Genomic DNA, 15,672 nt, shown 5'->3' on the forward strand with positions numbered 1-15,672 from the left:
CAATGAAACCATTAGAACACGGATGGAACTAATCCCCAATTTATTATATATTACATATCAAGATGCCGACAATTGGGGTAGAATACCCGTATAGTCGGCATTTTGTTTTATCGTTCATCACTTATAAAACAACAGCCGATTCGCGTACGCGTTCCGGTATTCCGTCGGGGTAAGACCCGTCATTTGCTTGAAGGATTTCATAAAGTGATGGCTGTCGTGGTAGTTGAGCCGAATTGCAATTTCGTTGATCGTTTGATTCGTGTCCGTAAGCAGGAAGGAGGCGGCTGCAATTTTTTGTTGTAAAATAAACTGCTTCAATGATACTCCGGCTATGCTGGAGAACAGATGAGACAAATATTTCACGTTGTAGCCGAAATGATCGGCGATTTGGGATACCTTAAGCGGCTCGTAACGATGCCACTGGATATAATCGACGATGTCGTTATAGAGCTGATGCTGCTTCAGTTTGCGATCCGGGCTGATTTCATGCCGGAATAACTGGTTGTACAGCTCGCAGAGAATCGTCGTTGTCATGTAATTGCTCAGCGTCTGTTCCCGGTAGTTGCGGACGGCATCCTGCAGTTGCTTCATCAGAACAATTATTTTGTCCGTGCTCCGCAGCGTTCCTTTAGACGGAATGACGATGCTTCCGGCCTGGTGTTCATGTCTGGCCATATCAATGGCCTGGACATCGGCTCCGCCATCGGACGGGATAAAATGCAGCCAATAGAAGCTGCAGTCCGAGGAGCGGTATCCATGCTGCCTGGCGCGGGGAGGCATCAGCAGGAAGTCGCCTTCCTCTAGCACGTAACGCTCCTTTTCATCCGCAATATATAATACTCCCTTCGTCTGCACAAACAATTCGTAATCCATAAGCACCCTGCTCAAATGTATCCAATCCGGTGAGGGGGAAACGAACTTGCCCGTCATCGTCATATGCAGCGGTTGATCCACGTTAAACAGATAGCCGTTCATGCGGGAGTTCCTCCTCTAATTATGACTTTTTAACACTTGACGTTAAGCTGTTCCAAGCGAATTTGAATGATTAGATGGTGATAAGCAACTATTTTAACGATATCATTTCTCATGGATTATTCCTACAGTAAAAATAATAATCTAACCTTTTTACACTGATTCGAACGTTTCGCTATTTTCCAGCCTATTCTCAACCGCTAATCTGATATTAGCGGTTATTTTGAGGTGAAAGAGGGTTGAAAGATGAAGATGAAGACCATCGTACGGAGCAGTGCACTGCAGGATTTTCGGCTGGAGCAGGTCGTATTGACTGGGGACTATCATGTTAACGCCTTCGCGAAAGAGCTGCAATATTTGCACAGCTATGACGTAGATCGGCTGCTGGCCGGCTTCCGCGAGAACCGGGGCTTGCAGCCGAAGGCGCAGAAATATCCAGGCTGGGAAGACACCGAGATTCGCGGCCATACACTGGGCCATTTCCTGACGGCCTGCTCGCAAGCCTACGAGAATACGAAGAACCCAGCCCTGCAGCAGAAGCTGGAATATATGATGACTGAGCTGGCGGAATGTCAATTCGAGAGCGGGTACTTGTCGGCGTTCCCCGAGGGGCTGATCGACAATATCGAGCAGCGGCAGCCCGCTTGGGTTCCCTGGTATACGATGCACAAAATCATCGCTGGACTGATCTCTGTATATCGCGCTACCGGTTCAAGGATCGCTTACGATACGGTATTCAAGCTGGGGGACTGGGTGGCCTCGCGAACATCCCGCTGGACCGATGAGCTTCAGGCTACTGTGCTTGCCGTAGAATATGGGGGCATGAACGATTGCTTATATGATCTCTATAAAATTTCCGGAGAAAAGAGGCATCTGGACGCGGCCCATAAATTCGACGAGCTTCCGCTATTCGAAGCGATCCAGCAGGGACGGGACATACTGCGGGGCAAGCATGCCAATACGACGATTCCGAAGTTCCTCGGTGCGTTGAACCGGTATCTCGTTTTGGGCGAAAGCGAGCGCTTCTACCTGGAGGCTGCGCAGAGTTTCTGGGACATGGTGGTGTATCATCACAGCTACATTACCGGCGGCAATAGCGAAAGCGAGCACTTCGGAGAGCCGGACATTCTGAACAGCAAACGTTCCGATGTTACCTGCGAGACCTGCAACAGCTATAACATGCTCAAGCTGACGCGCGAGCTGTTCAAGCTGACAGGCGATGTGAAATACAGCGATTTCTACGAGCGGAATTACGTGAATGCGATTTTGTCCTCGCAAAATCCAGAGACAGGAATGACGATGTATTTTCAGCCAATGGCGACCGGGTATTTCAAAATATACAGCTCTCCCTTCGAGCATTTCTGGTGCTGCACGGGCACGGGGATGGAGAGCTTCACGAAGCTGAACGACAGCATTTATTTTCATAGCGGAGACACGCTGTATGTCAATCAATATTTCAGCTCTACGCTAGATTGGGCTGAGCAAGGGATCAAACTGGTCCAGCATGCGAAACTCCCGGAGTCCGAGGAGGTTTCGTTCGCCTTGGAAATCGAGCATGGACGCAGGAAGCGGCTGGATTTGCATTTGCGGATTCCGTATTGGGTATCGGGCCAGGTTGAGGTGAAGTTGAATGGAGCTGCGGTGGAGTGGAATTCTGAGCAGCAGTATATTGTCATCGACCGGGAGTGGGACCATGGCGACGTGCTGACGTTGACACTGCCCATGAAGGTACTCGTCTCCAGATTGCCGGACAACGAGCATGCTGTCGGCTTCCAATACGGTCCTGTCGTATTGAGCGCAGGGCTAGGTATGGAGGATATGACGCAGGCGGCAACCGGGATCATGGTGAGTGTGCCGACCCGTAAAATGCTCGTGAAGGACTTCATTATTCCTCAGGGGATGACGCCGGAGCAGTGGCTGATCGATCTCGAGCACCATCTGGTAAGGCGGGGCGATGAGCTCGCATTCGAGCTGAGGAACACGGATGAAGACGAGCGCCTTGTATTTACGCCGCATTACAGGCAGCACCGCGAGCGGTACGGCATCTATTGGAACATCGTGGCAACGGACTCGGACGAATTGAAGCAGCATTTGGAGCGGGGACGCCGGGAGCAGTTGATCAAGGAAGCGACCATTGACAGCGTGCAGGTCGGCAACGATCAATACGAGCTGGAGCATGGGATTAAGGGAGAGGAGACCTTCGGCGGCGCATGGGACGGCCTCAACGGACGGCTGGCGCATGCGGGCGGCTGGTTCAGCTATAAGCTTGGCGTTGATCCCGAAGCTGACAATTTGCTCCAGGTTACGTATTTCTCCATCAACCATAACCGGCTCATGAATATTTACGCTAACGGCACGCTGCTGGCCATTGAGAGAACGCCGCTAGAGCGCAAACGTGAATTTTTCACGAAACAGTATCCGATCCCTTCAGAGCTTCTTCTTCAGGGGCAGCGGGAAATTGAATTCAAGTTCGTGCCGGAAGGCGACTTAAACGGAATTTACGGCGTGCTTCGGACGATGAGACCGATCGAAGATGAATAGTTAAGTTTTAAGCGATTTTAGGGAGCAGAGGTCAGCTCGGCCCTAGAATCGCTTTTTTATTTGGTGAGAAGGGGATTAAACGGAGAGTGACATTCCAATCAAGCTAGGTTATATCGCCCCAATCAAGCAAGCTGTGGTAAATCGATCCAATTAAGCTGCGTTAAAATAAACCCGGTTTAAGTAGGGGACAGCTAGCCATTTATTCACGGGAAGAACTGTTTATATATGCACATATGCACAGGGCGAGCTGGTTCACGGGGAAATGAGTCAGTAGCATTTGGGGAATAGTAGCTGCTGAGTAAATTAGCTGTATTTGCTGTATTAAATTAGGTAAGTCTGACGCTGGATGTACAATTAACTGGATTTCTTACAGTAGAATCAAAATTATTGGCTGGGGAGGCGAAAATGCTATGTTTTAAATGCATGACATCCAGTAATTTCTTCAAATCAACTGCATTGATCATAAATAGATGCATGAGATCCAGTTAGGGGTTAGGTGGTTACCGCGTGAGCAAGCGCCTAAAAATAATATCGTTCAACTCAACCTTCATAAATTTGTCCAGTAAGGGATGGATGGGTTAGCAGTATGTTCATTTACAAGCATCGATTGATGCTTGCTTTTTTATCGGTAAATTTATCGTTAAATAATGTGCTAGAAGCATGCTGCAGATATCAGATGAATTACATTGGATCGAAAATGGGGCAGCTGACCTGTCTGCAGATTTTAGCATACGCAACCGGTTGACGAATGAATCAGAACATGCCTATAATGTTTGTGTAAGTATTAATTGATTAATATAATTATTAACTGAAAGGCGGTTGTTTTCATGGCAAACCGGGCAATTCTTAACGTCGACCTCCGTAGAGGCACTATTAACCGCAATATTTATGGTCATTTCTCCGAGCATTTGGGTCGCTGCATTTACGAAGGGATTTGGGTCGGCGAGGATTCCCCGATTCCGAATACGAACGGAATTAGAAACGATGTCGTGCAAGCGCTAAAGCAGATTAACATTCCCGTGCTCCGCTGGCCGGGCGGCTGTTTTGCCGATGAATATCATTGGAAGGATGGAATCGGCCCGCGGGAAGAACGCAAAAGAATGATCAATACGCACTGGGGCGGTGTGGTTGAGAATAACCATTTCGGCACGCATGAGTTCATGATGCTGTGCGATATGCTCGGATGTGAGCCTTATATCAATGGAAATGTGGGTAGCGGTACTGTCCAGGAGATGTCCGAATGGGTGGAGTATTTGACCTTTGGCGGAGTGTCTCCGATGTCCGAGCTGCGTCAGGCCAACGGACAACAGGAGCCTTGGAAGGTAACCTACTTCGGCGTCGGCAACGAGAACTGGGGCTGCGGCGGAAACATGCGCCCTGAATACTATGCGGATCTATATCGCCGTTACCAGACGTACGTGCGTAACTATGACGATAATAAAATCCATCGTATCGCCTGCGGGCCAAACGTAGACGATTATAACTGGATGGAAGTTCTGATGCGGGAAGCTTCCCGGTTCATGGACTCTATAACATTGCACTATTATACGGTTCCAGGCGACACATGGGAGGATAAAGGACCAGCTACTGGCTTTGAGACGAGCGAGTGGTTCACGACACTGGAGAAGGCGCTGCGGATGGATGAACTCATTACGAAGCATAGCGTCATTATGGATAAATACGATCCTGAGAAGCGCGTAGGCCTGATCGTCGATGAATGGGGAACCTGGTACAACGTTGAGCCGGGCACGAATCCTGGTTTCCTGTATCAGCAAAATTCGATTCGCGATGCATTGGTCGCCGGTCTGACGTTCAATATTTTCCACAAACATAACGAACGGGTTCGCATGGCGAATATCGCTCAGACGGTGAATGTGCTCCAATCCGTCATTTTGACCGAAGGGGAAAAAATGGTGCTTACACCTACATATCATGTGTTTGATATGTTCAAGGTTCACCAGGATGCCGAACGGATCGATCTGGAGGTGGACGGCGGAACGTACAGCTACAACGGACGGGAGATTCCGGCCGTGACCGGCTCGGCTTCAATCAATGCCGACGGAGTGGTTCATATCAGCCTCTGTAACACGAACCATGCCGAGAAGGCGGTTGTTCCGGTAGATGTACGCGGCTGGGGCGGGCAATCCTTTGAGGTAACGGGAACGGTACTGGCGGGGGATACGATTGACGCTCACAATACGTTCGATGCCCCGGATACGGTAGCACCGCAGGCATTCCATAGCTTTACGGTTGAGGGCGGAGTGGTGACAGCCGAGCTGCCTCCGATGTCCGTTGCCGTGCTGGCATTGACTCCTAAGGCTTAAGTGATATGGCGACGTCATCCTGTAAAGGCTGCCGGGAGGAGTATAAGGTAACGGAGGAGCAAATTAGTCGCATTCTGGCCTCTTCCGCTTTTGCACCAGAACACTGCGTTCCAGATGAAATTTATGAGCAGCGGCTGGAGCTGTGCCGCTCCTGCCCCAAGCTGCAGGATGGAACGACCTGCCTCGTCTGCGGCTGCATCATTCCCGTTGTGGCCAAGCTGAAGGAGCGGGAATGCGCCTTGCCGGGTCAAAGCCGATGGGGAGCTTATCGTGAGGGAACGGCGTTAAGTTAATAAATCAGCCTGTTATATGACGACTCTAGGTAAGTGTGCTTTTTAGAACAAAATATGGAAATCCCCGATCTCATGATCGGGGATTTTTTCTAATACTTTGATAGCTGTTAAAAAGCAAGCTTATGAATACAATCCAGACATCAGCGATAGTACAGCTCAAAGATCAGATGCTCGTTATAATTGCCGAAGCCCTTGCCGAAAAGGGTCAAACCACCAACATGTTCGGCATCATCCTCGACGGACAGTTTGAACGTCCATTGCTTATGATGGATATGAACATCGGCTAATGTAACATCGGATATTTTCAATCCATCCATGTATGTTCCTTCATGCGTAATGCGCAGCTTCTTAAGCAGTCCATATTGGTTGGTCTGATGATGCCACCAGCCAGGCGTATATTTGCCTCTGCTGTCTCCATAATCGCCCGGGCTTGTCCAATATCCCAGCTGGACTCCGTTCAGGTTGAACGTAATATCGGATGGCCAATTATTGTTCGTGCTTGGGGCTTCAGAAGCGATTTCCATCGTAATGACAAGCTCTTCGGGCTGCTGACTAGACAATAAGAAGTTGGGGATTTTATATTCGATGAAGCCTTTGCCGAACCACAGAATGCCCGCATTAATCCGTTCTTGATCCCAGAAATGCCTTGGATCGTCAAAGCTTCCGATGATATGGTCGACCGTAGCGAGACCGCATGTCGGTTCAATTATGAAGTCGGAGTAATGGCCGACAGGGATTTCGGTGCGGTGGCATTTGTATTCTTTGTCCTCCATGCGGGGAATGACTATTTCGATGCTGTCGACGGCGAGTGAGCATATTTTTTGCAATCCGTTTCTTCCCGGGGCCATTACGCTGGCAATGAGGCCTGCGGCTTCTAGTTTGCGGACGTGCATCGTCATAATGGCACTGCTTAACTGCAGCGCTTCTGCAAGTTCTTTTATGTTCATCGGCCGCTCGGCCAGCAGGGTCATGACATTCAGCCGGACAGCACTGGACAGTGCTTCATATACAGGCAGCGATTGCTCTGTAAGATTTAGTTTCATTCAAATTAAGCCTCCACCTTATTTTATTTATACTAATGTTATGCGATTAATGAATTTATTATTTAAACACGCTATATTTATTGTAGTTGATGCTGCTCAATTTGGAAAGCCTGCCTAGACGCTGTTCTTCCACTGAATTTTTTTCGCCAATATTACCTTGCGAAAGTGCCTGTGGCAGCCAGGTTCAAGATGGGACTCGCCGAGCATAAAAATTTTCGTTCCGGTATATGACTGTGGAGGAGCATGAAGGGGCGGCCATTGCCGGGAAGAATAGTCCATCGGGTATTCCAGCAGCCCGTGCAGGGGCGCATGAATGCAGGAATGCTGCCGAAAGGCTTTGAATTGCAATATAGCTGTCAGAGGACATGTATGTCCTCTGACAGCTTTTTTAATCAAATTTGGAGGGGGGAACGTTATAGTATTTTTTAAAAGCCTTCGAAAACGTAAAAGGATCGGGGTAGCCAAGAAGGCTGGCGATTTCCTGAATCGTATATTTCTTTAAGTTCAGGTAATCTCTCGCCCGGTTCATCTTAACCTGGTAAATATATTGTCCCGGAGTAATGCCCAATGTCTTTTTAAAATAAGTGATGAAGTATTTCTCGGATATGCCGACAAGCTGGGCGAGCTCACTCATTTTAATCGATTTGTGCAGGTGGTTGTGAATATAACCGAATACCGGCTGCAGCACGTCCAGATTCCGCTCGGTTGTTCGTGGCCTTCTCCCGCTCAAAAATGTGCCGGTATACCGGTCTTGTCCATAGAGCTCAATGATTTTGGCGATGACAGCCGTTAGACAAGCTTTTAAATATAGACGGTTCCCTGGCAAGCTGCTTAACTGATTCGATTGCGTAAAGGCTTTGCCAAACAGGATGGTTTCCTCCCGAATCAGCTCTTCCGGTATAATTCCCGAGAGTGGAAAATCGCTCAGAATTCGCTGCTGCTTGCCGATTTCGAAGTCGAAATGCACGTAAATAAACTGACAGCCCTGATCGGTAGTAGAAGCCATATAAGGAATTCCTGGATAAAAAAAGACCACATCTCCCGGCCTGGCCTGATGTTCGATTCCATCGATTCGAATCGTAACGATTCCGGATTGTATGAACCAAAGATCGTAGTCGATGTGCGCCTTATGCTCGACCCACTTCCCGTCATGGGCAAGCTCAAAAACAGACTTCATTCGCAGCGAGATCAATTCCGATAACTCATTGAGAATTCCCATGTCCTTCATTTTCGTATTCATTGTCATCCCTCTACCGTAAGACATATTCCAAATAATCTTAGTATACCATTGAAGTTGATGATACTATAACATCGTACTATTTGACATGAACGTAAAACTATCTCATATTCTACTCTTGGAATCAGTCTCCTATAATGGGGTCATCACCCATTAGGAGGGCTTGATCATGACAGATTCGAAAATGCCGCAACCGAAAGTTGTTGTCATCGGGGCGGGAAGTTTATTTTTTGGCCGCCAATCGATTTGGCAAATGGTCGACTCTAAATATTTGAATCAAGGGACACTTGCTTTGGTGGATACGGACGAAGAAAAGCTGTCCAAGATGGTGAGGCTTGCTGAAATGGTTGCCAAGGAGAACCATGTGCCCCTTAAAGTGGAGGGCTCGACGAATTGGAGAGAGGTACTGAAGGGTGCTGATTTCGTCGTCCTCAGCTTTGCTGAAGATACTGTAAAATATCGCGGTATCGATTGCCAGGTAGCTTTAAAATACGGAATTCGCATGTGCTCCGGGGATACGATCGGCCCAGGCGGGATTTTCAGGGCCATGAGAGAGCTGCCGGTCATTATGGAATGCGCTAAAGACATCGAGGAGCTTTGTCCCGATGCGTGGGTCATTAATTATATCAATCCGTCTGCCGTCCATGGCATCGCTTTAAGCCGATATGCGCCGCAGCTGAAAACCTTCGCCCTTTGCGATAGCCACCACATGCCGCATAAGAAAGCTTATTATGCCATTCGGGCAGGCATCATTGAGGATATTAGTGAGTTCAATGAGGAAATCGATCGGAAATTTGATTTCCGCATAGCTGGCGTCAATCATTTCACCTGGCTGCTTAAGGCCGAGTATGATGGGAAGGATGTCATGCCCCAGGTAGCTGAGTCGATGAGAATATCGGCGGGAACGGAAAACGATGGCGGGGATACAGGCGCAAAGGCGCTTTATAACGATGCCATCACCTATGAGCTCTATCACATTTTCGGATATATTCCGACATGTACGGCCCACACGAAAGAATACGTTCGCTATTGGCAGGGACTCGGCAAGTCAAAGGACGTCATTCCTCCTTTATCGATCTGGGAAACGGAAGATCGGTATCAACGCCATGAGGAGATGTGGGAGCAAGTGGATGACTTCCTTTCCTGCAAACGTCCTACTGCGGACTACATGAAATCATTCGGGCCCGACCACGCCACGGATATTATCGAAAATATGGTGGGTAACTTGGGCAAGCGGTTTTTTATTAATACGCTCAATAACGGGGCTGTAACGAACATGAATGACGACGCTTTCCTTGAATTGCTATGCGAAGTGAATATGGACGGAATCAAACCCCTTCACGTGGGTGAGATGCCGCGGGGAATCCGGGGCATGCAGGAGCTCGTGCTGGATACGCACGAACTGACTGCAGAGGCTGTTGTGGAACGAAGCTTCACGAAATTGAGAAGAGCGATGCTGACTGATCCGCTGACAAATTCCATACACGATACGGATTTGATGATAAAAGAACTGCTGGAGTTGGAGAGAGAGATTATCCCGGGATATTGGTACGAGTAATTAGAGTAACGTGGGATGTTCCTAAAATACCTGCATAAGCGGCTTAAAAAACTTCATTCAATTCCTGAAGCCGCGATGGTACGCTTGGAACAAGTTGTTGAAAAACGGATACCGTTTAGAAACGATTCCATGACGAAAGGCAGGAACAATCCCATGTTGAACGATACAGAGCAGCAATGGCTGGATGGCGTCATCAGAAAACTGACACAGAAAATGGACGTGGTCAGCGAGCGTTCCCGGAACAAGATTCCTTATACGACGATTAACGGTGTGCACGACGATCGGAGCGCCCACAATCCTTCGGGCGATAACACGGACGGCATTTGCTGGTGGACCAACGGTTTCTGGGGAGGCATGCTGTGGCTTATGCACCATGAAACCGGCAACGAGAAGTACAAGGAGATCGCACAAATCTCCGAAGCCAAGCTGGATCGGTGCTTTCAAGAATTTTACGGTCTGCATCATGACGTTGGATTTATGTGGCTGCCAACCAGCGTGGCGAATTACAAAGTGACGGGAAACGCGGAATCTCGGAAGCGGGCGCTCCATGCTGCAAATCTGCTGGCAGGCCGCTTCAATTTGGCAGGGGGCTTCATCCGAGCATGGAATGACCTGGAGGAAGGCGATACGAGGGGCTGGGCGATCATCGATTGCATGCTCAATATACCGCTCCTGTATTGGGCCACTGAAGAGACGGGGGATCCACGTTTCAAACAAATCGCAATGAGGCACGCGGATACGTCCATGCAGGCCTTCGTTCGCCCTGATGGCTCTGTCAATCACATTGTCGAGTTCGACCCTTTTAATGGAGGAGTCGTGAGGACGCACGGCGGTCAAGGCTACGGGGAAGGCTCTTCCTGGACGCGCGGGCAGACCTGGGCTTTGTACGGCTTCATGATGAGTTATAATCATACCGGAAAGGACGAGTATTTGCAGACGGCCAAGCGGGTTGGCCATTATTTTATGGCCAATATTCCTGAGGATGGCATCATCCCGGCTGATTTCAGACAGCCGGAGGAGCCAAGGCTGATGGACGATACGGCAGCAGCCATTGCGGCATGCGGATTCATCGAAATCGCCAAGGCCGTCGGCGGGCATGAAAGCCGCTCCTTTGTGGCGGCGGCGCTGAAGCTGCTGCGAACGCTCGACGAATCGCGGATCGATTGGTCGGCCGATACCGACCACTTCCTGCTAAACGGTACCGGAGCCTATCATAGCGATACACATCATCAGGCGATTATTTACGGTGATTTTTACTTCATGGAAGCAATATTTAAGCTCAAGGGCAACGATCTTTATTTGTGGTAGATAAAATGTTGAAGCTATGCCGAGGTGCTGGCCCGGCAACGATAGCGGTAAGCGGATAAACGGATAACTGGATTGTTAAGCTTAAGAAGGAGGGGCTGCCCAGAAAGTCAGTTTTTACTGACTTTTCGGACAGCCCCTTGATCTTCATAGGGGAGCCTGGGGTTAGTGGATTTGGTGAGAGTGAAATGATGAAACTGACGAGACTGATGGGGGTGATGGAAAGAATTGGCTGAACTCGTGGGACTGGTTACCCGCTTACGGACAGGAGATTCGCTATTTGTTGAATTAGGCCCTCTTTCGCTATGCTCGCGGACACTGGTTCCGTTATTCGACCAAATTGACTGCAATAAACAGGTTTTTGGGAGCAATAGCGGAACGTAGGTCCGTTAGCTCTCAAAATTCCTCGTTATTTCACAAATAGCGTTCCCTGTGTCCGCTGCTGGGTTCGCATATGACCAACCAGTTGCTCATCCAGCCATCCAAGCTACACAGCCATCCAAGCTACAGCCGGGAATCAATTACCTCATACCAGTAATGGCAGATGTGTAAAAAAGTTGGACGGAAAAACGGTGCTGCACCCCAAAAGTTAGATTTTATACTCTAATTTTATGGGGGAACTACCAACGAGATGTTTTCCGTCCAACTTTTATTTTAGGGACTTATTGAACAGCCCCTCTTGTACGTTGATTTTCACCTTCGAGTTTTATATGGAAACCCAGAGGCTGCCTGTACGGGATACCCTATCAGGAGAGATCCCCGGCTATCCAATGCTATTCAGTTCGGCTCGATGACCCGCGCGGAATAAACTGGGTATCCACCTTTACTTTCGTCTTCACCGGCTGGGGGGATTCGATCGATTGAATCATCAGGTCGACGGCGAGTTGTGCCATCCGTTCCTTCTCGACATGGACGGTGGACAGTTCCGGCGAGACGATCCGCGCTTCCGAGATATTATCGAATCCGACGACCGATACATCCTCCGGAATCCGGTAGTTAAGCTCTCCTAAAGTCTTGATGGCGCTGATAGCAATATAGTCGCACTCGCAGAAGAAGGCTGTCGGCATAGGTTTGCCAGAGGCCAGGTAGGCGGACAGCTGACTTTTTAATTCCTCCTGGGAGGATAGGATCGTGGGAGCTACGGCAAAGAAGCCGTCCTCGGCCACCTCCAGCTGATGATCGCGAAGAGCGGCGAGAAAACCTCGTTTGCGGTCTTCGAAATTATGAATCTTCACGTTCGAAGCGATGTAGCCGATATTGCGATGTCCTAACTCCGCCAGATGAGCGCCTGCCTGATAAGCGCCCATGACATTATTGATTTCGATGAAGTGAACCGGAAGCGTCTCGTAGCAGGTATCGAGCACGACGAGCGGAGCAGTCAACTCATTCGCGATTGCTGCTATTTGTGTTTGACTCAGATTCGTTCCAAGCAGGATGACGCCGTCGCTTCTTTTTTCCTCCACGATGGTTTTAATTTCCTCGACATAATGCTCCGGCTCTACCGAAGAGAACATGAGCGAATAACCGTAGCTCCGGCATCGTTCCTCGATGTATTGAATCAGCTCGCGAAAAAAAGGCTGTTGATAATATTGTTCAAGCACGATGCCGGAATTGGCGAATGCCAAAAAGAGTAACGTTTTGAGCGCCTGCTCGGGCGCTGCCGACTTGGATTTAGGGGAATATCCGTGCTCTTTGGCGATTTGCAATATCCGCTCGCGTGTTTCCGCGCTGATGCCCTGCTTTCCGCTTAGCGCAAATGATACGGCCGCTTTGGAAACCCCGGCGATTTTGGCGATATCCTCCATTCTCACAGTTCAGAATCTCTCCATTCCCATTCAATTGTTTAGTAGGTTTAGTTTACACATCTCTAAAAAAATTATCAAGGACAGGATGAAACTCAACTTAATTATTTAGTTAAAATCACTTAATATATGCTAAAAAACAGTGAATATCGTTGACTAATTCCTAAACTGGTGGTAATTTTAACTCATAACGATGGAATTGACTAAACTTTATCTATTTTAATTTAGTCAATAATCTTAAATTTGTTTAGTTGGTTTAGTTCGACAATACCTGAGGAGTGTGCCGGATGAAGAAATTGAAATTGGGATATGCCCCTACACGTCGTTTTACGTTCAGTGCGGAGGATGCGTTCAAGTACAAAGTAATGATTAAGGAGAAGATCCAAAGCTTCGGAATGGACTTCGAGCTTGTAGATCTTGAAGGAATCAATGAGGAAGGGCTGCTGTATGACGATCACATCGCTGCGGACAAAATTGCAGAGCGGTTCAAACGCGAAAATGTCGATGCCGTCTTTTTTCCGCATTGTAATTTCGGGACGGAGGATACGGTGGCGAGGGTAGGCAAAGCGCTGGGCAAGCCAGTGCTGCTGTGGGGGCCGCGCGACGAAGCGCCGCTGGAGGACGGCATGCGCCTGCGCGATACGCAATGCGGGCTGTTTGCGACAGGAAAGGTTCTGCGTCGTTTTAATGTGCCGTTTACGTATGTGACGAACAGCCGGGTAGATTCTCCGGTATTTGAGCGGGGATTTACGAATTTCGTAGCCGCGGCGAACGTGGTGAAGCAGTTCCGCAGTCTGCGAATTTTACAGATTGGCCCTAGACCGACATCGTTCTGGACGATGATGTGCAATGAAGGCGAATTGCTGGAACGGTTCGGCATTGAGCTTCATCCGATCACTTTGATCGACATTCAAAGAGCTTCAAAGCAGATCGAGAAAGGCAGCAGCTCCGAGCTGGCAGAGGCGATCGATTATATTAAAGCAAAGCTGGATTGGTCGGAGGTCACCGAGGAAGACGTTCGGCGCATTGCCGCTTTGAAGGTAGCGATGAAGCAGTACGCCGTGCAGAACGGATGCTCAGCTATTGCCATCCAATGCTGGTCGGCCTTGCAGGAGGCGATGGGCATCATGCCGTGCCTTGCCAATGCGATTCTGACCGATGAGCAAATTCCGGTGACGTGCGAGACCGATATCCACGGGGCGATCACCTCGGTGATGGTGCAGGCTGCAACGATGAATCAGCTGCCGACTTTTTTTGCCGACCTGACGGTTCGTCATCCAGAGAATGAAAATGGGGAGCTATTGTTCCATTGCGGCAATTTTCCGGTATCGCTGTCTGTGGAGGAGCGGCCGAAGCTATCCCGTCATTTTCTGTTTGACGATCATGCCCCGGGGACGCATGAAGGCGAAATCAAAGGCGGCGGCATGACGCTGGCCAGATTCGATGGGGATCACGGGGAATATCAATTGTTCCTCGGCAAGGCTCGCGGCATTCAAGGGCCGTATACGCGCGGTTCTTACGTTTGGGTGGAAGTGAACGATTGGCCGTTATGGGAAGAAAAGCTGGTCAAAGGCCCTTATGTGCATCATTCGGTAGGTATACATGCCAACGTTATCCCGGCTTTATATGAGGCATGCAACTATATTCCCGGCTTGACGGCGGATCCCGTCGATCCGACAGAACAGCAAATCCAAGCCTGGCTGCGCGGTTCGAATTTATAAAACATCATGAACAAGGAGGCGGCGGTGAAGATGGAAATTATTGAATTGAAAGCGAAGGCGGCGCAAATACGCATGGATCTGCTCCAGATGATTCATAGAGCCAAGGCGGGACATACCGGCGGATCGCTAAGCAACGCTGATATTTTGACGGCACTTTATTATCGAGTCATGAACCTCGACCCGGCTCGTCCGAAATGGGAGGATCGCGATCGTTTTATAGCGAGCAAAGGTCATGCGGTGGAATCCTTGTGGTGTATTTTGGCGGATAGAGGATTTTTCCCAAAAGAAGAATTAGAGACATTCTCACAGTTTGGAACGCGGTTAATCGGTCACCCGAATAATAAAGTGCCCGGGATTGAGATGAATACGGGAGCCCTGGGGCATGGCCTGGCGATCTCGGTGGGCATGGCGCTGGCCTCCAAGCGGGACGGACGCGGCTACCGGGTATTCTGCCTGATGGGCGATGGGGAGCAAGCGGAAGGCTCCGTCTGGGAAGCGGCAATGGCGGGAGCTCATTACAAGCTCGATAATTTGGTTGGCATCATTGACCGGAACGGGCTGCAGATTAGCGGCTCCACGGAAGAGGTAATGGGACTCGATCCGCTGGACGAGAAATGGGCGGCATTTGGCTGGAACGTCGTTACGATCGACGGCAATGATATGGAGCAGCTCGTGGATACATTGGAGGCAGCTCCGACCGTTCCAGGGAAGCCGACGCTCATTATTGCCAATACCGTGAAGGCGAAAGGCATCTCCTTTGCCGAAAATGTGCCGCATTGGCATCATCACGTACCTAACGACGAGGAGCTTGCGCAGGCGTTGGCCGAGTTGTCCGCGGTTTTGGCCGGCTATCAACAGGAAGGGCAGGTTCGATAA

The 15,672-nt window shown here is 49.4% G+C and carries 11 protein-coding genes; 7 read left to right on the forward strand and 4 right to left on the reverse strand.

The features are described 5' to 3' along the window. Positions 1-117: 117 nt before the first annotated feature. Entirely contained in the window at positions 118-975 is an 858-nt protein-coding gene (locus G358_RS0108330) for an AraC family transcriptional regulator (protein WP_019636753.1), read from the reverse strand. A 243-nt stretch (positions 976-1,218) separates the two neighbouring features. On the opposite strand from G358_RS0108330, the gene G358_RS0108335 reads away from it, so the two are divergent. The 3 genes from G358_RS0108335 (at position 1,219) to G358_RS0108345 (ending at position 6,130) form a co-directional block, all read left to right on the forward strand. Continuing rightward, on the forward strand, positions 1,219-3,513 hold the full coding sequence (locus G358_RS0108335; protein ID WP_019636754.1) for a glycoside hydrolase family 127 protein: 2,295 nt from the start codon (positions 1,219-1,221) through the stop codon (positions 3,511-3,513). A gap of 827 nt (positions 3,514-4,340) precedes the next feature. Next, positions 4,341-5,837 carry an alpha-N-arabinofuranosidase gene (locus G358_RS0108340; protein ID WP_019636755.1) on the forward strand — a complete coding sequence of 499 codons (1,497 nt, stop codon included), beginning with the start codon at positions 4,341-4,343 and terminating at the stop codon, positions 5,835-5,837. Between the two features lie 5 nt (positions 5,838-5,842). After that, a complete protein-coding gene (locus tag G358_RS0108345) occupies positions 5,843-6,130 on the forward strand; it encodes a DUF6171 family protein (RefSeq protein ID WP_019636756.1) in 288 nt (95 codons plus the stop codon). Between the two features lie 140 nt (positions 6,131-6,270). Here the strand turns inward: G358_RS0108345 and G358_RS0108350 are convergent, their stop codons facing one another. Together G358_RS0108350 and G358_RS0108360 are read right to left on the reverse strand one after the other, a co-directional pair. Beyond that, the gene (locus G358_RS0108350; protein ID WP_019636757.1) at positions 6,271-7,173 is read right to left on the reverse strand and encodes an ArsR/SmtB family transcription factor; all 903 of its coding nucleotides are present in this window, start codon (positions 7,171-7,173) and stop codon (positions 6,271-6,273) included. 388 nt (positions 7,174-7,561) lie between these two features. Then, positions 7,562-8,413, reverse strand: coding sequence for a helix-turn-helix transcriptional regulator (locus G358_RS0108360; protein ID WP_019636759.1), 852 nt, complete (start codon positions 8,411-8,413; stop codon positions 7,562-7,564). A gap of 166 nt (positions 8,414-8,579) precedes the next feature. On the opposite strand from G358_RS0108360, the gene G358_RS0108365 reads away from it, so the two are divergent. Together G358_RS0108365 and G358_RS0108370 are read left to right on the forward strand one after the other, a co-directional pair. Continuing rightward, positions 8,580-9,968, forward strand: coding sequence for a family 4 glycosyl hydrolase (locus G358_RS0108365; RefSeq protein WP_019636760.1), 1,389 nt, complete (start codon positions 8,580-8,582; stop codon positions 9,966-9,968). A gap of 153 nt (positions 9,969-10,121) precedes the next feature. Next, positions 10,122-11,276, forward strand: coding sequence for an AGE family epimerase/isomerase (locus G358_RS0108370; protein WP_026342145.1), 1,155 nt, complete (start codon positions 10,122-10,124; stop codon positions 11,274-11,276). 770 nt (positions 11,277-12,046) lie between these two features. Here G358_RS0108370 and G358_RS0108375 read toward each other — a convergent pair. Beyond that, positions 12,047-13,084: a LacI family DNA-binding transcriptional regulator gene (locus G358_RS0108375; protein WP_019636762.1), complete on the reverse strand. Its 1,038-nt coding sequence runs from the start codon at positions 13,082-13,084 to the stop codon at positions 12,047-12,049. 278 nt (positions 13,085-13,362) lie between these two features. Here G358_RS0108375 and G358_RS0108380 point away from each other — a divergent pair, with 278 nt between their 5' ends. Both G358_RS0108380 and G358_RS0108385 read left to right on the forward strand, forming a co-directional pair. Beyond that, positions 13,363-14,796: an L-fucose/L-arabinose isomerase family protein gene (locus G358_RS0108380; RefSeq protein WP_019636763.1), complete on the forward strand. Its 1,434-nt coding sequence runs from the start codon at positions 13,363-13,365 to the stop codon at positions 14,794-14,796. 6 nt (positions 14,797-14,802) lie between these two features. Then, entirely contained in the window at positions 14,803-15,672 is an 870-nt protein-coding gene (locus G358_RS0108385; protein ID WP_338042679.1) for a transketolase, read from the forward strand.

Source organism: Paenibacillus fonticola DSM 21315, assembly GCF_000381905.1.
GTDB classification, from domain to species: Bacteria; Bacillota; Bacilli; order Paenibacillales; family Paenibacillaceae; genus Fontibacillus; species Fontibacillus fonticola.